16 protein-coding genes are annotated in these 19,654 nt (G+C 63.2%); 7 read left to right on the top strand and 9 right to left on the bottom strand.

What is annotated here, in order from left to right; translation table 11 throughout:
• The first annotated feature begins 75 nt into the window (after window positions 1-75).
• Together I6F35_RS24790 and I6F35_RS24795 are read left to right on the top strand one after the other, a co-directional pair.
• A complete protein-coding gene (locus I6F35_RS24790; RefSeq protein WP_225120276.1) occupies window positions 76-879 on the top strand; it encodes an outer membrane lipoprotein carrier protein LolA in 804 nt (267 codons plus the stop codon).
• Between the two features lie 164 nt (window positions 880-1,043).
• A complete protein-coding gene (locus tag I6F35_RS24795; protein WP_225120277.1) occupies window positions 1,044-1,859 on the top strand; it encodes an exodeoxyribonuclease III in 816 nt (271 codons plus the stop codon).
• A gap of 137 nt (window positions 1,860-1,996) precedes the next feature.
• On the opposite strand, the gene I6F35_RS24800 is transcribed toward I6F35_RS24795, so the two are convergent.
• Together I6F35_RS24800 and I6F35_RS24805 are read right to left on the bottom strand one after the other, a co-directional pair.
• Complete coding sequence (locus I6F35_RS24800; protein WP_225120278.1) at window positions 1,997-2,437, bottom strand: cyclic nucleotide-binding domain-containing protein; 441 nt, start codon at window positions 2,435-2,437, stop codon at window positions 1,997-1,999.
• A gap of 41 nt (window positions 2,438-2,478) precedes the next feature.
• Complete coding sequence (locus tag I6F35_RS24805; RefSeq protein ID WP_027582830.1) at window positions 2,479-3,165, bottom strand: response regulator transcription factor; 687 nt, start codon at window positions 3,163-3,165, stop codon at window positions 2,479-2,481.
• Window positions 3,166-3,385: 220 nt separating this feature from the next.
• Between I6F35_RS24805 and I6F35_RS24810 the strand changes: the two genes are divergently transcribed.
• The gene (locus tag I6F35_RS24810) at window positions 3,386-3,955 is read left to right on the top strand and encodes a L,D-transpeptidase family protein (protein ID WP_225120279.1); all 570 of its coding nucleotides are present in this window, start codon (window positions 3,386-3,388) and stop codon (window positions 3,953-3,955) included.
• Window positions 3,956-4,118: 163 nt separating this feature from the next.
• On the opposite strand, the gene I6F35_RS24815 is transcribed toward I6F35_RS24810, so the two are convergent.
• Window positions 4,119-4,808 (bottom strand): YggS family pyridoxal phosphate-dependent enzyme, encoded by a 690-nt coding sequence (locus I6F35_RS24815; RefSeq protein ID WP_225120280.1) that lies wholly within the window; start codon window positions 4,806-4,808, stop codon window positions 4,119-4,121.
• A gap of 110 nt (window positions 4,809-4,918) precedes the next feature.
• Here I6F35_RS24815 and I6F35_RS24820 point away from each other — a divergent pair, with 110 nt between their 5' ends.
• From I6F35_RS24820 to holA, 4 genes are all read left to right on the top strand, one after another.
• Entirely contained in the window at window positions 4,919-6,616 is a 1,698-nt protein-coding gene (locus I6F35_RS24820; protein WP_225120281.1) for a diguanylate cyclase, read from the top strand.
• A gap of 1,019 nt (window positions 6,617-7,635) precedes the next feature.
• Window positions 7,636-10,260 carry a leucine--tRNA ligase gene (gene leuS / locus I6F35_RS24825; protein WP_225120282.1) on the top strand — a complete coding sequence of 875 codons (2,625 nt, stop codon included), beginning with the start codon at window positions 7,636-7,638 and terminating at the stop codon, window positions 10,258-10,260.
• Complete coding sequence (lptE, locus tag I6F35_RS24830) at window positions 10,247-10,801, top strand: LPS assembly lipoprotein LptE (RefSeq protein ID WP_225120283.1); 555 nt, start codon at window positions 10,247-10,249, stop codon at window positions 10,799-10,801. Before leuS ends, lptE begins: the two co-directional genes overlap by 14 nt.
• Before the next feature lie 6 nt (window positions 10,802-10,807).
• Window positions 10,808-11,836 (top strand): DNA polymerase III subunit delta, encoded by a 1,029-nt coding sequence (gene holA / locus I6F35_RS24835; RefSeq protein WP_225120284.1) that lies wholly within the window; start codon window positions 10,808-10,810, stop codon window positions 11,834-11,836.
• A gap of 122 nt (window positions 11,837-11,958) precedes the next feature.
• Here holA and I6F35_RS24840 read toward each other — a convergent pair whose 3' ends face one another.
• The 6 genes from I6F35_RS24840 to rho form a co-directional block, all read right to left on the bottom strand.
• Window positions 11,959-12,837, bottom strand: coding sequence for a ParB/RepB/Spo0J family partition protein (locus tag I6F35_RS24840; protein WP_225120285.1), 879 nt, complete (start codon window positions 12,835-12,837; stop codon window positions 11,959-11,961).
• A 156-nt stretch (window positions 12,838-12,993) separates the two neighbouring features.
• Complete coding sequence (locus I6F35_RS24845; protein ID WP_225120286.1) at window positions 12,994-13,845, bottom strand: ParA family protein; 852 nt, start codon at window positions 13,843-13,845, stop codon at window positions 12,994-12,996.
• A 31-nt stretch (window positions 13,846-13,876) separates the two neighbouring features.
• On the bottom strand, window positions 13,877-14,542 hold the full coding sequence (gene rsmG / locus I6F35_RS24850) for a 16S rRNA (guanine(527)-N(7))-methyltransferase RsmG (RefSeq protein WP_225120287.1): 666 nt from the start codon (window positions 14,540-14,542) through the stop codon (window positions 13,877-13,879).
• Window positions 14,543-14,607: 65 nt separating this feature from the next.
• The gene (gene mnmG / locus I6F35_RS24855; protein WP_225120288.1) at window positions 14,608-16,491 is read right to left on the bottom strand and encodes a tRNA uridine-5-carboxymethylaminomethyl(34) synthesis enzyme MnmG; all 1,884 of its coding nucleotides are present in this window, start codon (window positions 16,489-16,491) and stop codon (window positions 14,608-14,610) included.
• Window positions 16,492-16,675: 184 nt separating this feature from the next.
• The gene (gene mnmE, locus I6F35_RS24860) at window positions 16,676-18,013 is read right to left on the bottom strand and encodes a tRNA uridine-5-carboxymethylaminomethyl(34) synthesis GTPase MnmE (RefSeq protein ID WP_225120289.1); all 1,338 of its coding nucleotides are present in this window, start codon (window positions 18,011-18,013) and stop codon (window positions 16,676-16,678) included.
• A 302-nt stretch (window positions 18,014-18,315) separates the two neighbouring features.
• The gene (gene rho, locus I6F35_RS24865) at window positions 18,316-19,581 is read right to left on the bottom strand and encodes a transcription termination factor Rho (RefSeq protein WP_027581395.1); all 1,266 of its coding nucleotides are present in this window, start codon (window positions 19,579-19,581) and stop codon (window positions 18,316-18,318) included.
• Window positions 19,582-19,654 lie beyond the last annotated feature (73 nt).

Genomic DNA, 19,654 nt, shown 5'->3' on the forward strand with positions numbered 1-19,654 from the left:
AGTGGACACCGGTTTTCCGAAACGATCATGCCCAAAGGTCGGAACGACGCGTTGCATCAGAATCCGAAATACCGAATGGCCAAACACCACGCTTATCGCGCCATCCATGCCGGGTTGGCGATCCTGATCGCCACGTCGATCGCCGGCGCCGCGCCTTCGTCCGCGCAGAACGTGCCGGTGCCGAAGCCCGCGCCGAAGGGCCGCGACGGCACGCAGATGAGCGCGCAGGAGCAGAGGGGCCCGACGACGACGGGCTCGACGCAGACGCCGCCGACCCCTGTGATTCCCGATCCGCGCCGCAACGTTCCGGCCAACATCTTCGCGACATTCGACGCCAACCAGAAGGCGCAGGCCGCGCGGATCAGCAGCTATCTCTCCTCGCTGCAGACGCTGTCAGGCAGTTTCGTGCAGGTCGGCCCCGACGGCTCCAAGACCAAGGGCGATTTCTACATCCAGAAGCCGGGCAAGGTTCGCTTCGAATATGAGCCGCCGAGCCCGATCGACATCGTTGCCGACGGCTCGTCGGTCGCGGTGCGCGACCGCAAGCTCTCCACCCAGGACATCTATCCGCTGTCGCAGACGCCACTGCGCTACCTGCTGTCCGATCGCATCGACCTGATGAAGGACACCAATGTCGTCAGCGTCACCGCCGACGACGTCTTCATCTCGATCACGATCGAGGAGAAGCAGGCGCTGATCGGCACCAGCCGCTTGATGCTGATGGTCGGCGCCAAGGACGGCCAGCTCAAGCAGTGGACCGTCACCGACCCGCAGGGCTACGACACCACGGTCGCCGTGTACAATCTCGACACCACCAAGAAGATCGATCCGGGCCTGTTCAAGATCGATTTCACGAACTACCAGACCCCACCGGGTTAGTTGATCGCAGGATGGGTCGAGCGCAGCGAAACCCATCATGGTGCCGCATGCGAGAATGATGGGTTTCGCTTTCGCTCTACCCATCGTACGGCCCTATTGCGCTTTGCGCGTCCCCTGTGGACAATCGATTCCGACGCTCCAATCCATGCTAAGACGCGTTTCCCATGCGTCTTTCCCTGACAACCTGGAACATCAACTCGGTGCGCCTGCGCATCGACCTCGTCGCCAAGTTCATCAAGCAGGCGCGGCCGGACGTGCTCTGCCTGCAGGAGACCAAGTGCATCGACGACGCCTTTCCGCTGAAGCGGTTCAAGCGGCTCGGCTATGAGCATGTCGCGCTGAACGGACAGAAGGGCTATCACGGCGTCGCCATCATCTCGAAAGTGCCGTTCGAGAAGACCGACATCCGCACCTTCTGCGACAAGATCGATTCCCGTCACATCTCGGTCGAATTCGGAGAGAAGGCGCAGCTCGCAAAACCGCTGGTGTTGCACAACTTTTATGTCCCGGCCGGCGGCGACATCCCCGATCCCGCGCTCAATCCGAAATTCGAGCACAAGCTGCAATTCCTCGACGAGATGAAAGCCTGCGAGCCCTTGCATCCGCGCGGCGACGACCGTCACATCCTGGTCGGCGACCTCAACGTCGCCCCGCATGAGAACGACGTGTGGTCGCACAAGCAGCTCTTGAAGGTCGTTTCGCACACGCCGATCGAAACCGAGAAGCTGCTCGCAGCCCAGTTGCATGGCGAATGGTTCGACGTCGCTCGGGAGCGAATTCCACTATCGGAGAAGGTCTATACGTGGTGGAGCTACCGCGCCGCCGACTGGACGGTGGGCGATCGCGGCCGCAGGCTCGATCACATCTGGGTCTCGCGCGCGCTCAAGGACAGCGTCACGGATTTCACCATCACCCGCGACGCCCGCAGTTGGGAACGGCCGTCGGACCACGTGCCGGTGACGGTGACGCTCGAGGTGTAGCACCGACCACGTCATTGCGAGCGCAGCGAAGCAATCCATCGCGCCGCTTGTGGAGGCATGGATTGCTTCGCTTGCGCTCGCAATGACGTGGAGAGAGCAACGCGCCCCAACCTACCCCTCACCATGAGGATCGGCAGCTACGAACTCAGCTTCCCACCCGCCACCAGAATGTCGCTCGCGATCTGGGTGGTGCGGGTGGCGAATTCGTCGCGCAGTCGTCGCGCCGCGGCAGGATCACTCTCCAGCACGCGTTGAAACAGGCTGCGCGCGATACGAATACAAGAGGCGCGCTCCAGCGCGGTCGCCGTTGACGGCCGCTTCATCCGCACGATCAGGGCGAGTTCGCCGATCAGTGCGCCGGGGCCAGCGATGATCTCGGCGCCGCCGTCCTCAACGCGGAAGGTGCCGTGCTGCACGACATAGCCCGCATCGGCCTCATCGCCGGCATGGAAGAGAACATCGCCACGTTCGAAATTACGCTGTTCGGAGCCGATCGCGAGCATGCGTAGCGCAGTATCCCCCAGCAGCCGCAAGGTGGAGACGCGTTCGAGCAGCGCTACGTCATCTTCGATCGACATTCAGGCCGGTGACCGGGGATACGATTCGGTCGCGAATCGTATCACGGCACCAGCTTGTAGCCACCGGCTTCCGTCACCAGGATCTCGGGGTTGGCGGCGTCCTTTTCGATCTTCTGCCGGAGCCGGTAGATATGCGTCTCCAGCGTGTGGGTGGTGACGCCCGAATTGTAGCCCCAGACCTCCTGCAGCAGCGTCTCGCGCGACACCGGCATCTGGCCGGCGCGATAGAGGAAACGCAGGATCGCGGTCTCCTTCTCGGTCAGCCGCACCTTCCGCGCATTGGCGGCGGTCAGCATCTTCGAGCCGGGGCGGAAGCTGTAAGGACCGACCGAAAACACCGCGTCTTCGCTGGCCTCGTGCTGGCGGAGCTGGGCCCGGATCCGTGCCAGCAGCACCGCGAAGCGGAAGGGCTTTGCTACGTAGTCATTGGCGCCGGACTCGAGACCGAGGATGGTGTCCGAATCTGTGTCGTGCCCGGTCAGCATGATGATCGGTGCCTTGAAGCCGCCCTTGCGCAGGGAACGTACCACCTCGCGGCCATCGGTATCGGGAAGGCCTACATCCATCAGGACCAGATCGGGAGAATTGGTCTTGGCGGCGCTGGCGCCCTTGGCCCCGGTGTCGACCGCGGAGGCTTCGAATTCCTCATGAAGCGAAAGTTGTTCGACGAGCGTATCACGCAAGTCGGTATCATCGTCCACGATCAAAATCTTGCGGGCATTGGCCATAGGAACGATCCTCTTGGAGGCAGGCAGCAGCGGACACAAGCGGACAGCGCTTTTGGCCGAGACTTGATAGTGAGAGTCGTATGTAGGTAGTCGTTCATTACCGATTCACAAGCCAATCACAGTCTATCCCAAATCAGCGGCCGATTGGATGAATGTGCTGTAATCCCGCCAGATAGAACAATCGGGGCCGGGGAGGCAAGGCGCGAGCTTTTCGATTCACATGGGAAGTTCCAATTTTTCAATCACTTATGAGACAACCGCGCGTGATCGGCCGTTGTCCTTGATTCAGATCCGGCCGGCCGCCGGTAACCCGTGCCGGGGGTGGCTGACCGCGGACGGCTGGTCGGTGCCGGTCGCGCTCGGCCGCGGCGGCATCCTTGCCAACAAGCGCGAGGGTGACGGCGGCACCCCCCGCGGGGTCTTCCACCCGAGGCAATTGTGGTGGCGGGCGGACCGCAGTTCCCGGCCGCGCACCTTCCTGCCGACACGCCCGATCCGGCCCGAGGACGCCTGGTGCGAGGACCCGGCGGACCGCCACTACAACCAGCCGATGCAACTCATCCGCGAGCAGTACGGCGACCGGTTGACGCGCCAGGATCATCTCTACGACTTCATCATCGAGATCGACCACAACACGACGCCGCGCATCGCCGGCCGCGGCAGCGCGGTGTTCCTGCATCTCGCCCGCCCGAATTTCGCGCCGACCGCCGGCTGCGTCTCGATGACGAAGTCGTCAATGCTGCGGCTGCTGCGCCGGATGAGCCCGCGGACGAGAATCGTGATTGGGTAGAGGGCCGGTTTTGCTCTGCGGGGAAGGAGTCAGTTGGGTTCGACCAAGCTTCCACAACGTCATTGCGAGGAGCGAAGCGACGAAGCAATCCATGCCTCAGCAAGTGGCGAAATGGATTGCTTCGCTTCGCTCGCAATGACGACGGGGAGAGCGCCAGTCATCCTCACCGCGCGCCGAAGATCGCGGATCCCACCCGCACATGCGTGGCGCCCATCTGGATCGCGGTGGTGAAATCTGCGCTCATGCCCATCGAGAGATTCGTCAGGCCGTTGCGCGCGGCGATCTTGGCCGTCAGCGCGAAGTGCGGGGCAGGGGGGTCGTTGACCGGCGGGATGCACATCAGGCCTGAGATCGAAAGCCCGTAATGCTCGCGGCAGCGCGCGATGAAGGCGTCGGCATCGGAAGGAGAAATGCCCGCCTTCTGCGGCTCCTCGCCGGTATTGATCTGGACGAACAATTGCGGATGCCGGTTCTGATTTTTGATTTCCTTGGCTAACGCCTCGCAAATGCTGGGGCGGTCCACTGAATGGACGGCATCGAACAGCGCCACCGCCTCCTTCGCCTTGTTGGATTGCAACGGCCCAATCAGGTGCAGCAAGATGCCCGGGTGAGCCTGCATCAATTCGGGCCACTTCGCCTTGGCCTCCTGCACGCGATTCTCGCCGAAAACGCGCTGCCCGGCCGCAATGACAGGCGAAATCGCATCCGCGCCGAACGTTTTCGACACCGCGATCAACGTCACCGAGCCACGATCGCGACGCGCATCCTTGCAGGCGCGCGCGATTTCCTGCTCGACCTCTGCGAGACCGTTTGGTGAATGCGCGGTTAGCGGCGCCGTGTTTTCCGGTGTCATGTCATCTACCAACGCGTGGTCCTGCGAGGGTTTCCTCGAATTTTACCAAATCCGGGAAAGGCTTCTTGAACCCTTCCTTCTACTTTCACGAGTGGGGCTAGGGGACAATGATGTCTAAAATTAATTTCAACCGCAAACGCGCGAAACTCAAGAATCTTCTGGGAATTCGCGCACGATTGGCACTGCTTGCGCTGTTGCTGGTGGCTCCCTTGATGCTGGACCGCGTCCGCACCCTGGAAGACTCGCGCGCCAAGCAGCTCGCGCATGCGGTCGAAGAATTCGCCACCCTCACAGCACATAGCGCCGACGCCCAGCGCGAGGTGATCTCCTCGGTCGAAACGGTGCTGAAATCCGCCGCCTATATCCGCGCATCCGCCGGCGGCATCGGCAAGAGCTGCGAAATCCTGCGCGCCAGCGTGCCCGCCAACATGCCGTGGATCCGCAGCCTGATGTTTCTCGGCAGTGACAACCGGATCCAGTGCTCGACCGACAACGCCTATGTCGGCATCGATCTCAGCGACCGGCCCTATGTCGCGGAAGCGCGGACCCGCCGGGAATTCGTCTTGAGCGATTTCATCGTGGCGCGGCCCTCCAATACGCCGGTCGTGATGGCCGCTTACCCGGTCGGCGCCATCAACAGCGAAACCGACTCCGTGGTTCTCGCGGCAATCAACCTGGACTGGATGTCGGGGATCATGACCAATTACGGCGGACGCGCCGGCGTCTCCTCTGTGCTGGTCGACAGCGCCGGCACGGTTCTCGCAGCACCGCTCGATCAGGCGAGCATGATCGGCCGCTCGCTGGATACCGTGCCTTTGATGTCAGCAATCGCGGACAAGGCGCTCAGCTACGGCGAATCGTCCGGCTCGATCTCCTTCACCGCGGCGGATGGCACCAACCGCACGATCAGCTTTGCCCGCATTCCCGGCACGCGCTCGCGGCTGATCGTCAGCATCGACGAGGCCAGGGTGACGGCTGCAATCGATAGCGATATCCGCACCGCCTATTGGCAGCTCGGCTTCGTCTGCCTGCTCGTGCTGTTCGGTGCGCTGGTCGGCGCGGAAAAACTGATCATCCATCCGATCGACGTGATGACCCGCACGGCCAGGCGCTTCGGCGAAGGCGACTGGTCCGTCCGCGTCGCGAAGGGCAAGCTGCCGGCGGAGTTCGTGCCGCTCGCGCGCGCCTTCAATGCGATGGCCGCGCAGCTCAGCCAGCGCGAACGCGATCTCGTCGCCACCAACGACCGCCTGACGGTGATGGCCTCGATCGACATGCTCTCGGGGCTTGCCAACCGCCGGGGTTTCCAGAGCCGGCTCGATTTCGAGTGGATGAAGGCGCAGCAATATGATTGCGAGCTGTCGCTGTTGATGATCGATGTCGATCATTTCAAGCTCTACAACGACACCTACGGCCATCCCGAAGGCGACGCCTGCCTGACCAGGCTCGGCGAGACGCTCTCCGGCATCGCCGCCGACACGCTGGGCTTTGCCTGCCGCTACGGCGGCGAGGAGTTCTGCCTGCTGCTGCCGAACACCAGTACCGTGCGCGCCAAGGAGATCGGCGAGATCGTGCGCGCCGCGGTGCAGGATCTCCGACTGCCGCACGCGACCTCCAGCCACCAGATCGTCACCGCCAGCGTCGGCGTCGCCTGCACCAAGCCGGGCCCGTCGCTGCACCCCAGCGACCTGATCGAAGCCGCCGACGCCGCCCTCTATGCCGCCAAGCATCTCGGCCGCAACACCGTCGTCGAGCACGGTCTGGTGCGAGATGCCGGCGGCGCGGCGGCGATGGCAATGGCGAGTTAGATTTCTCTCCTGTCATTCCGGGGCGCGACGAAGTCGCGAGCCGGAATCCATCGGGCCGCAGGCGCAGGTGGAGAAATGGATTCCGGGCTCGATGCTTCGCATCGCCCCGGAATGACGGCGGAGATTCTGCAGCGTTTCCAACGTGATTCGCCCCGTCCAGCCTTTGCGCGAAAAACATTCCGCTTCCGTCGTCGGGCAAATCAGTGATTTAACTCCGCGCGTCTCACCCAAATGAGGGGCGGCTCGCGATCGTCACGAACGTGCGGTGGGATGCGGTGGACGTGACGGGTGTGACTGACGAGCACACACATCACGGACGGCGAAGTCGTGTGGTTCTGGCGCCCCGACGCTGGCGCTAAGTTCTGTTCGTTGAACGGAGCGACGGTGGCAAGAAAGCCCGGTCACCGAGAAGAGCACGAAGTAAGCCGTAAACCACTGCGCAGGGAAAGCCGGTGTTGCTCCGGTTGACCTGTGGTCCTACCCCCGTGCTTTTTGTTGCACGGGGCCCACGGGTGCAGCCGGCACCCGGCTTTCCCTGCGCCCTCAGCTATCGAAGAGGGCGAAACGAGGCGCAAGACTCGGGCAATCAATGCTGCGAGAACGTGAACTCATATCCCCTCCACCGTCATGCCCCGCCAACGGGTCGGCGCGTACGCGCCGCCCGATGACAGGCTCCGGCGGGGCATCCAGTACCCGACGGCCTCTCGGCGTAAGCACGACTGCCTCTGGAATACTGGATCGTCCGGTCAAGCCGGACGATGACAGCGGAGAGCTGTTTGACAATTGAATCAGATCTCTCCGTCCGTCGTCGCTGCTTTCGCAGGGGCGACAGTAGGTTGGGTCGAGCGCAGCGAAACCCATCAATCTTGCCGCTCACTCCATTGCGATGGGTTTCGCTGCGCTCGACTCATCCTACCTATGAGGACGGGGCAAGTGCCCAACCCGTTGACCCCGCAGCCAATTCTATGGCCTAGTCCGCCGTCTTCTAAACGGCCGAAAGGCCCCAAGAGCCCTGCTCCATGACCTCCGAACGTTACAACGCCCGTGAATCCGAGCCGCGCTGGCAACGCCAGTGGGATGAGAAGGCGATCTTTGCGTCGAAAAACGACGATCCGCGGCCGAAATACTATGTGCTCGAGATGTTCCCGTACCCTTCCGGGCGCATCCATATCGGCCACGTCCGGAACTACACGCTCGGCGACGTGCTGGCCCGCTACATGCGCGCCAAGGGGTTCAACGTGCTGCATCCGATGGGCTGGGACGCGTTCGGCCTGCCGGCGGAGAACGCCGCGATCGAGCGCAAGGTCGCGCCAAAGGCGTGGACCTACGACAACATCGCGGCGATGAAGAAGCAGCTCCGCTCGATCGGCCTGTCGCTCGACTGGAGTCGGGAATTCGCGACCTGCGACCCCAGCTACTACAGGCACCAGCAGAAGCTGTTCCTGGACTTCCTGCGCGCCGGCTTGGTCGAGCGCGAGAAGCGCAAGGTCAACTGGGACCCGGTCGATATGACCGTGCTCGCCAACGAGCAGGTGATCGACGGCCGCGGCTGGCGCTCGGGTGCTGTTGTCGAGCAGCGCGAGATGAACCAGTGGGTCTTCAAGATCACAAAGTATTCGCAGGAATTGCTCGACGCGCTGGATACGCTGGACCGCTGGCCGGACAAGGTGCGGCTGATGCAGCGCAACTGGATCGGCCGCTCCGAGGGCCTCTTGATCCGCTTCGCGCTTGACACCGCGACCACGCCGGCCGGCGAAAGCGAATTGAAGATTTTCACGACGCGGCCGGACACGCTGTTCGGCGCCAAGTTCATGGCGATCTCGGCGGACCATCCGCTGGCGCAGGCTGCGGCCGCCAAGGATCCGAAGCTTGCCGAGTTCATCGCCGAGGTCAAACGGATCGGCACCGCGCAGGAGATCATCGACACTGCCGAGAAGCAGGGTTTTGATACCGGCATCAAGGCGATCCACCCGTTCGATCCGAACTGGAAACTGCCGGTCTATGTCGCGAACTTCGTGCTGATGGAATATGGCACCGGCGCCATCTTCGGCTGCCCGGCGCACGACCAGCGCGACCTCGACTTCGTCAACAAATATGGTCTTGGCAACACGCCGGTGGTCTGTCCCGAGGGTCAGGACCCGAAGAGCTTCGTGATCACGGACACCGCCTATGACGGCGACGGCCGCATGATCAATTCGCGCTTCCTCGACGGCATGACGATCGAGCAGGCGAAAGAAGAAGTGGCGAAGCGATTGGAATCGGAGCTGCGCGGCAACGCGCCCGTGGGTGAGAGGCAAGTCAATTTCCGCCTGCGCGATTGGGGCATCTCGCGCCAGCGCTATTGGGGCTGCCCGATTCCGATCATCCACTGCCCGAAATGCGACGTGGTGCCGGTGCCCGACAGCGCGCTGCCGGTGACGCTGCCGGAGGACGCGACCTTCGACAAGCCGGGCAACGCGCTCGACCATCATCCGATCTGGAAGCACGTCACCTGCCCGAAATGCGGTGGGCCGGCGCAACGCGAAACCGACACCATGGACACCTTCGTGGATTCGTCCTGGTACTTCGCGCGCTTCACCGATCCCTGGAACGAGACGTCGCCGACCACGCCCGCGGTCGCCGACCGGATGATGCCGGTCGATCAGTATATCGGCGGCGTCGAGCACGCGATTCTTCACCTGCTCTACAGCCGCTTCTTCACCCGCGCGATGAAGGCGACCGGCCACATCGCGATGGACGAGCCATTCGCCGGCATGTTCACGCAAGGCATGGTGGTGCACGAGACCTATCAGAAGGCCGACGGCACCTATGTGACGCCTGCCGAAGTGAAGGTTGAGGTGATCGGCGGTGAACGCCGCGCCACGATGATCTATGGCGACGAAGAGATCACGATCGGACCGATCGAGAAGATGTCGAAGTCGAAGAAGAACACGGTCGACCCTGACGACATCATCGCGGCCTACGGCGCCGACGTCGCGCGCTGGTTCATGCTGTCGGACTCCCCGCCCGACCGCGACGTGATCTGGAGCGACGAGCGCGTGCAGGGCGCGGCGCGTTTCGTGCAGCGGCTGTGGCGGCTGGTGAATGAATCCGCCGAGATCGCCAAGGCGGCGCCAGCGGCCCGGCCGGCCTCATTCGGGCCCGAGGCGCTCGCCTTGCGCAAGGCGGCCCATGGCGCGCTGGACAAGGTGTCCTCCGGCATCGAGCGGCTGCATTTCAATGTCTGCCTCGCCCATATCAGGGAATTCGCTAATGCCCTGGCCGAGACCCTGGCCAAGGGCGACAAGCCCGCGCCGGACGTCGCCTGGGCGGTCCGCGAAGCCGCGGTCATCCTCGTTAACCTGTTCGCGCCCATGATGCCGCACCTGGCCGAGGAATGCTGGCAGGTTCTGGGCCGGGAGGGGCTGATTTCGGAGGCTTCCTGGCCGCAAATCGAACGCGATTTGCTGGTTGAAGACAGCGTGACCCTGGTGGTCCAGGTCAACGGTAAGAAACGGGGTGATGTTACCGTGCCACGGGCGGCCGAAAATCCTGAGATCGAGGCTGCCGTTCTGGCGCTCGATGCGGTAAAAGCCGCCATGGGCGGCAAGCCCGTCCGCAAGGTGATCGTGGTGCCCATGAGGATCGTGAATGTCGTCGGCTAGGATCCGGATCGCTCTCCGGCTCGTCGCGGTGGCCGCTTTGGCCGCGCTGACGGCCGGCTGTTTCCAGCCGATGTATGCAGAGCATACCGACGGCACACCGGCGCTGCGCGAGAAGCTGATGGGCGTCGAGCTCCCGCCGATCACCGACAAGCCGAACGCGTCCCGCGAGGCCCGCATCGGCGTGGAAGTCCGCAACGCGCTGGCGTTCAAGCTCTATGGCAACGCCACCGGCATGCCGCCGACCCATCGACTGGTGATCCGCTTTACGACCAGCCGTTCGTCGCTGATGGTCGATCCGAACACGGCACTGCCGACCGGCGAGAACTTCGGCATCGACGCGCAGTACAACCTGGTCGATATCGCTTCCAACAAGTCGGTGATGACGGGCTCCACCTTCTCGCGCGTGTCCTACGACATGCCGGGCTCCTACCAGCGCTTCACCCGCACGCGCGCCTTGCGTGACGCCGAAGATCGCGCCGCGCAGGAGATCGCGGAGAATATCAATACCCGGCTGGCCTCCTTCTTCACCGCCGGCACCTGATCGCCATTGGTCGCGCTTCGCGGAAAAGACATCGACGCCTTCCTCGCCCGGCCCGATCCCGGCCGTCCGATCATCCTGCTTTACGGCCCCGATGCCGGCCTGGTGCGCGAGCGCGCCGACGCGCTGATGGCCTCCGCGGTCGACGACCCCAACGATCCGTTCTCGCTGGTCCGTCTCGACGGCGACGACCTCGCCGCCGAGCCTTCGCGATTGGTTGACGAAGCGATGACGGTGCCGCTGTTCGGCGGACGGCGCGCGATCCGCGTCCGTGCCGGCTCACGCAATTTTGCTAGCGGCGTCGAGACGCTTTCAGATTCGCCGGTGAAGGATTGCCGCATCGTGATCGAGGCCGGCGACATCAGGCCGGACTCACCGCTGCGCAAGATCTGCGAGCGCGCCAAGACTGCGGTGGCGATCGGCTGCTATCCCGACACCGAGCGCGACCTCGCCAAGCTGATCGATGACGAGTTGCGGGCATCCAATTTGCGTATCGCGCAGGATGCCCGCGCGGTGCTGATGTCACTGCTCGGCGGCGACCGCCAGGCCTCGCGCAACGAAGTGCGCAAGCTGACGCTCTATGCCCATGGCCGTGGCGAGGTCACGCTCGAGGATGTGATGACGGTGGTCTCCGATGCATCCGAGCTGAAGCTCGATCCGATCGTGGACAGCGCCTTCGCCGGCAATGCGGCCGCGGTGGAGAGCGAGTTTGCGAAAGCGATGGTCGCCGGCACCTATCCCGGTGTCATCATCTCGGCCGCTCAGCGCCAGGCGGCCTGGCTGCACAAATCGGCGCTGGCGATTGCCGATGGCGCACCGGTTTCGTCGGTGCTCGAGGGCGGCTTTCCGCGGCTGCACTTCTCGCGCAAGGGCGCGGTCGAGATCGCGTTGCGTAACTTCAGCCCGCAGCGGCTGGCCGGCATCATCGAGCAGCTCGGCACCGCCGCGCTCGACATGCGCAAGCAGAACTCGCTCGCCGCCGTGATCGCGCAACGCGCCCTGCTCTCGATTGCCGCGAATGCACGAAGGAGAGGATGAGACGCGATGCATCCCAAGCGTCATTGCGACCGATGCAATCCATCTCGCCGCTTGCGGAAATGTGGATTGCTTCGTCGCTTCGCTCCTCGCAATGACGGGAATGCGCATTGGGTAAGGCCGGACTAGCCGCCCTCGAGCCGCCGCATCACTTCGTCGAGCTGCTCGAGGCTGCGGTAGCTGATCTGCACGATGCCGCCGGGGTCGCGGTGGTTGACGCTGACGGTGAGGCCCAGCGCATCGGAGACGCGCTTCTCCAGCGCAAGCGTGTCGGGGTCCTTCTCCTTGCTGCCGCCGCGCGCCTTCTGCGGCTTGCGCACCGGCACGCCCTCGTCATGCGCCAGCGCCTCGGTCTGGCGCACGTTGAGGCCTTCCGCGACGATGCGCTTGGCGACGCCGAGCGGATCCGGCACGCCGATCAGCGCGCGCGCATGACCGGCGGACAATTCACCGCTTGCGATCAAGGCCTGCACCTCGGCGGGCAGCTTGGTCAGTCGCATCATGTTGGCGACATGGCTGCGGCTCTTGCCGACGATCTTCGCGATATCTTCCTGGCTGCGTTTGAACTCGTCGGCCAGCGCATGATAGCCCTGCGCCTCTTCCATCGGGTTCAAGTCTTCGCGCTGCACGTTCTCGATGATCATGATCTCGAGCGCGTCGCTGTCGTTGACCTCGACCGGGACGATCGGCACTTCGTGCAGGCCGGCAAGCTGGGAGGCGCGCCAGCGCCGCTCGCCGGCGATGATCTCGTAGCGATCCTGCGCGCCCTTGACCGGGCGCACCACGATCGGCTGGATCACGCCGCGCTGTTTGATCGAATCGGCGAGCTCATGGAGCTCGGCATCGGCGAAGCTGCGGCGCGGATTGCGCGGATTGGCTTTGAGGAATTCGATCGGCACCTTGCGCTGCGTGCGCGGCCGCTCGACATGCGCGGCCTCGCCGCCGACGTCTCCGATCAGACTTGCAAGCCCGCGGCCCAGTCGCGAACGCGCTTCGTCGGCCATTGTCGCCAGCTCCCTTGGATTCACGTAGCAAACTCCGGAAACAGAATTTCAGATTGGTCGGATCGTAGGCTGGGTCAAGCGCAGCGAAACCCATCGCGGTCATCGCGTGAGAGAACGATGGGTTTCGCTGCGCTCTACCCATCCTGCGGATCACCCTTAACTCGCACGCAACTCGCGTTCGCGCTGGATCACTTCGGTAGCGAGCTTCAGGTAGGCTTCGCTGCCGACGCACTTGAGATCGTAGACCAGCACCGGCTTGCCGTAGGACGGCGCTTCGGAGATGCGCACATTGCGCGGGATCATGGTGTTGTAGACCTTGCTTCCCATGAACTGCCTGACGTCGGCGACGACCTGGTTCGACAGGTTGTTGCGGGAGTCGAACATCGTCAGCACGATGCCGTGGATCGAGAGGTTCGGATTGAGCGTCGAGCGCACCTGCTCAACCGTCTGCAACAATTGCGACAAACCTTCGAGCGCGAAGAACTCGCACTGCAGCGGCACCAGGATCGCATCCGACGCCGCCATCGCATTCACGGTGAGCAGGTTGAGCGACGGCGGACAATCGATCAGCACATAGGTGTAGTCGGCGTCCGGCGAGGTGTTGTTGTTGAGTCCGGCAATGGCGTCGCGCAGGCGGAAGGCGCGGCCCGGCGTCGTACCCAGTTCGAGCTCGAGGCCGGAGAGATCCATGGTCGAGGGGGCAATATGAAGCCGCGGCACCGCAGTCGCTACGAGCGCGTCGCGCAGCGGCGCCTCGCCGACCAGCACGTCATAGGTCGAGCAGCTGCGATTGCGGCGGTCGATGCCGAGCCCGGTCGATGCATTGCCCTGCGGATCGAGATCGATGACCAGGACCCGCTCGCCAATTGCCGCGAGTGCGGTTCCGAGATTGATCGCTGTGGTTGTCTTACCGACGCCCCCTTTTTGGTTGGCGAGCGACAGGATGCGCGGATGGCCGGCCGGCTGCGGCGCCCTATCCTCTTGATAAACCTCATCAATTACGGTCATATCGTTGCCCTGCTGATCCCCTGCGTAAAGCTCAACGTCGCCCGATGGAGTCGAGCTCGACAATCCAGCCATGTCCGCCGGTCCGGCTGGAGTGAAGTTGCGGCTTGATTGTCCAATATTTAGTGGCTTCGGTCAATTCAGCCTCTACATCTTGGCCCTTCAGAAACAGCGCTTTTGCACCCTTTCGCACCAGCGGTTCCGCAAAGCCGATGAGTTGATGTAGCGGAGCCAGCGCCCGCGCGGTCACGCAATCGATGGGCCCGCTGATTCTATCCACAATATCCCCGATGTCGGCCAGATGCACCGTCCCCGGCGCACCCGTCACTCGAAGCGCTTCACGGAGAAAGGCCGCCTTTTTGGCGTTACGCTCGATCAGGTGCACTGTGGCACCCGGCGCCTCCGCGAGCGCGCAGGCGAGCACGACACCCGGAAAGCCGCCGCCGCTGCCGAGGTCGACCCAGATTTTTGCTGCAGGAGCAAGGGTCAGCAGTTGCATCGAATCGGCGATATGGCGGGTCCAGAGTTCGGGAAGCGTCGACGGCGCGACGAGATTGGTCTTGGCCTGCCACTCCAGGAGAAGCGCAACATAGCGCTCGAGCCGGACTTCCGTTTCACGTGAAACGGGGATGAGGGCGAGCGCCGCTGCCTTGTCGGTGCGGGCGGCTGTTAGTGCTTTAGGCGGTGATGCTTTGATCATCGGTCGGGAAGATGCCGGTCAAGAGCAGGCTGTCGTGGCGAGCGAGCCCCGTTTCACGTGAAACCCTACGCAGTCGCGCTCGCCGTCTTCCGCCGGGCCTCACGGCGCAGATAGGCGGCCAGGATGCCCAGCGCCGCCGGGGTCATCCCATCGATCCGACCCGCTTGGCCGACGGTCCGCGGCTGCGCAGCCTTCAGCTTGGCGCGCGCCTCGTTGGAGAGGCCGGGCACGTCATCATAATCGACGCCAGTCAGGATCAATCCCTCATCGCGGCGGAAGGCATCGACGTCGGCGACCTGGCGCTTCAGATAGACGTCGTACTTTGCATCGATCTCCAGGTGAACGGCGACCGATGGCTCAATGGCCGATAGCTCCGGCCAGATGCCGCGCAGCGTCGACCACTCCACTTCTGGGTAGGACAGCAGCTCAAATGCCGAGCGACGGACGCCATCGCGGTTGAGCGCAAGCCCGTGCCTTGTGGCCTCGTTCGGCGTGATGGAAAGTGACCTAGTCAGCGCCCTCGCGGCATTCAGCGCCGCCATTTTCGCGATGTGGCGCCTGGCGCGGGCTTCGCCGACGCACCCCAACGCTATCCCCTTGTCCGTCAGCCGCTGATCGGCGTTGTCGGCCCGGAGCGTGAGCCGGTACTCGGCCCGCGAGGTGAACATCCGATAGGGCTCAGTGATCCCGCGCGTGACGAGGTCATCGATCATCACACCGAGATAGCCATCAGCGCGGTCGAAAACGATCGGATCAGCGCCGCCGGCGGAGAGCGCCGCGTTCAGGCCAGCGACAATCCCCTGCCCCGCCGCTTCCTCGTACCCGGTCGTGCCATTGATCTGGCCAGCCAGGAACAGCCCCGGCAATCGCTTGGTCTCAAGCGTGGGTTCAAGCTCGCGCGGGTCGACATGGTCGTATTCGATCGCATAGCCCGGCCGGACCATCTTGACCCGCTCAAGACCTGGAATCGAGGCGAGGATCGCCAGCTGGACGTCCTCCGGGAGCGAGGTCGAGATGCCATTGGGATAGACCGTGTTGTCGTCGAGGCCTTCGGGCTCCAGAAAGATCTGGTGACCGTCGCGGTCCCCGAAGCGGACGATCTTGTCCTCGATCGAGGGGCAATAGCGCGGCCCGGTGCTCTTGATCTGGCCGGAATACATCGGCGAGCGATGCACATTGGCCCGGATCACCTCATGCGTTTCGGGCGTGGTGCGGGTGATCCCGCACTGGACCTGCGGCGTCGTGATCCGGTCCGTCATGGTAGAGAACGGCTCGGGCGGATCATCGCCGGGCTGCATTTCGACTGCGGACCAGTCGATCGTGGTGCTATCGAGCCGCGGCGGCGTCCCGGTCTTCAGCCGGCCAAGCGTAAAGCCCAGGCGCTCAAACGACACCGAAAGGCCCATGGCCGGCGCCTCACCGACTCGGCCGGCCGGCCAATTCTTCTCGCCGAGATGGATCAGGCCGCGCAAAAAAGTGCCGGTCGTGATCACGACGGCGCCGGCTGCCAGAACCCTCCCATCTCCGAGGCGGATGCCGCTGAGGTGCCCATTGGAGGTCAGGAGATCATCGGCTTCGCCCTCGACCACGCTCAGATTGGCGGTATCGAGGATCGCAGCCTGCATGGCCGCAGCATAAAGCTTGCGATCGGCTTGAGCCCGCGGTCCGCGGACGGCGGGACCCTTGCGGCGGTTCAGCATCCGGAACTGAATGCCGCCGGCGTCGGCAATCCGACCCATCAGACCGTCCAGCGCGTCAACTTCTCGGACCAGATGGCCCTTACCGAGTCCCCCGATCGCGGGATTGCAGGACATCGCGCCGATGGTCGAAAAGCGATGCGTCACCAGCGCCGTCTTCGCGCCCATCCGGGCAGCCGCGCCGGCGGCCTCGCAGCCGGCATGGCCGCCACCGATGACGATGACGTCGAATGAAAGCGATTGTGTAGACATGCTCAACTTCTAGCGCGGAGCGGTGAAAGTCGAAAGACAAGTTTCGCCGATCCAATCCCAATCCTGTTTCACGTGAAACGGGGTCGCGGACCTTACAAATCAAGCGAGCTACGCCGGATGATGTTTCACGTGAAACGGCGAGCCCCGCTGGCCCAGTGGCCTATGCGGTTGCGGACTCAAAGGCCTACTTCCCGACGCAGAACTCCCGGAAGATCACGTCGAGGATGTCTTCGACGTCCACGCGCCCAAGAAGCCGCCCGAGGCTATAGATCGCGCTCCGCAGTTCCTCTGCAGCGAGTTCTTCACCCGCCCCGACCACCGCGATCGCCCGCTGCAGCGAATCGGCCGTCTCCTGCAACAGCTTGCGTTGACGCGTCCGGGTGATCAGGCCGCCTTCGCCGGACCCAAAATAATCATGGGCGAAGCGGACCAGGGCCGCGATCAGTTCCGGGATGCCTTCCCCGGTTCGGGCCGAAATCCTGAAGATCCCCGTCGCTCGTCCCGATACAGCCGGCCGATCCTCAGCCGCTGAACTGATGTCGATCTTGTTCCGTACCGCCCAGACCGGCGCCGATCCCTCGTGCGAAATCGCCAGCCCTTTACCATCGGTTAACCACAATACCAGGTCGGCTTCCTCGGCACGGGCGCGGGCGCGGCGCACTCCCTCCTGTTCGACGGGATCGTCGGTTTCGCGGATGCCGGCGGTGTCGATCACCGTTACTGGATAGCCGTCGAGATCGAGCTGCACTTCAATGACATCACGCGTGGTGCCGGCATGGGGCGAAACGATCGCAACGTCGCGCCGGGCGAGCTGGTTGATCAAAGTCGACTTGCCGACATTCGGCGGGCCCGCGATCGCGACCACCAGGCCGTCGCGGAGCCGTTCGCTCTGCGCCTGGGCGGCCAGCACTCGCTGAATCTCGACCAACAGCGCTTTGACCTTCCCGAGAGCCGGCGTAATCAGTTCGGCTGGCACGTCGCCCTCGTCGGAAAAATCGATGCCGGCCTCGATCAGCGCGGACGCTTCGATGATCTGTGCGCGCCAATCGCGGGCGCGATCGCCGAGCAGGCCCTTCAACTGGCGCAGCGCCTGACGCCGCTGGCGATCGGTGTCGGCATGAATGAGATCGTCGAGCCCTTCGGCCTCGGTCAGATCGAGCTTGCCATTCTCGAAGGCGCGGCGGGTGAATTCGCCGGCCTCGGCGGGCCGAACGTTGTCCAGGCCGGCGAGCGCATTGAACAACGCACCGAGCACCGCACGTCCACCATGGACATGAAACTCGGCGACGTCTTCGCCCGTGGCGCTCGCGGGCGCGGGAAACCAGAGGACCACCGCGTCGTCGATCGGCTGGCCACGGGCATCCTGCAGCAGCACCCTGGCCGCCATCCGCGGCGCTGGAATCTTGCCGGCCAGCTTCACCAATGCCGGACCAGCCCCCGGTCCTGACACCCTGACAATGGCGATCGCACTTGGCGGCCGTCCCGAGGAAAGAGCAAAGATAGTCTGGTCGCGTGGATGCATCGCCTATTTGTTAGCGAACCAGCAGGAAGGCAACGCTGAATTAGCGCACCCTGACGCTAATGCCTTTTATTGCAGCGCAATATGAAGGTACCTTATCGCAGCAATTGTGCAGCAATTTGCTGCGATATCCGCAACGGGCCAACCCAATCAGGTCTTCGCGTGTCGATAGAATACTCTACCTATCAAACACTTAGACTAACCGCGACATCCTAAATCGATATAGCTTATGCTGCAGCTAGGTCGCAGCATAAACTACGCTTATTGCATCGCAGCATAATTACTGGGCTGTCTCCGATCCCCGCTTACGTGTTCATTGAATCGAAGAACTCGGAGTTGTTCTTCGTATTCCGGAGCTTGTCGAGCAGGAAGTCGATGGCGTCCATCGTACCCATCGGATTGAGGATCCGGCGCAGCACGTACATCTTCTTCAGCACCTGCGGGTCGGTGATCAGCTCCTCCTTGCGCGTGCCAGAGCGGGAAATGTCGATCGCCGGGAAAGTCCGCTTGTCCGAGACCTTGCGGTCGAGGATCAATTCGGAGTTTCCGGTGCCCTTGAACTCTTCGAAGATCACTTCGTCCATGCGGCTGCCGGTGTCGACCAGCGCGGTGGCGATGATGGTGAGGGAACCGCCTTCCTCGATATTGCGGGCGGCGCCGAAGAAGCGCTTCGGCCGCTGCAGGGCGTTGGCGTCGACACCGCCGGTCAGCACCTTGCCGGATGACGGCACCACCGTGTTGTAGGCGCGGCCCAGGCGCGTGATCGAGTCGAGCAGGATCACCACGTCGCGGCCGTGCTCGACCAGGCGCTTGGCCTTCTCGATCACCATCTCGGCGACCTGCACGTGACGCACCGCCGGCTCATCGAAGGTCGAGGACACCACCTCGCCCTTCACCGAGCGCTGCATGTCCGTGACTTCTTCCGGACGCTCGTCGATCAGAAGCACGATCAGATAGCATTCGGGATGATTGTGGGTGATCGAATGCGCGATGTTCTGCATCAGCACGGTCTTGCCGGTGCGCGGCGGCGCCACGATCAATGCACGCTGGCCCTTGCCGATCGGCGCGACAATGTCGATCACCCTTGCAGAAAGATCTTTTCGCGTCGGGTCATCGATCTCCATCCGGAAGCGCTGATTGGGAAACAGCGGCGTCAGATTGTCAAAATTGACCTTGTGCTTGGACTTTTCAGGGTCCTCGAAATTGAGCGAATTGACCTTCAGCAGCGCAAAGTAGCGCTCGCCCTCTTTCGGGCTGCGGATGTGGCCTTCGATCGTATCGCCGGTGCGCAAGCCGAAGCGGCGGATTTGCGAGGGCGAGACGTAAATGTCGTCAGGGCCCGGCAGATAATTGGCATCGGGCGAACGGAGGAAGCCGAAACCATCGGACAAAACCTCGACGACGCCTTCACCGATAATGTCGGTTTCCTGGATCGCGAGCTGTTTGAGGATGGCGAACATCAGCTCCTGCTTGCGCATGGTGCTGGCGTTTTCGACCCCATTTTCTTCGGCGAACGAGACGAGCTCGGCCGGCGTCTTGGACTTGAGGTCTTGAAGTTTGATTTCCCGCATGGGGGTGGTCCTGTGGAGCATTTTTTTAGAGAAGGGTCTTGCGAGGTGGCTTTGAGAAAAAGCGGACGCAAAA

It is taken from the genome of Bradyrhizobium sp. BRP22, assembly GCF_020194175.1.
Classification (GTDB): Bacteria; Pseudomonadota; Alphaproteobacteria; order Rhizobiales; family Xanthobacteraceae; genus Bradyrhizobium.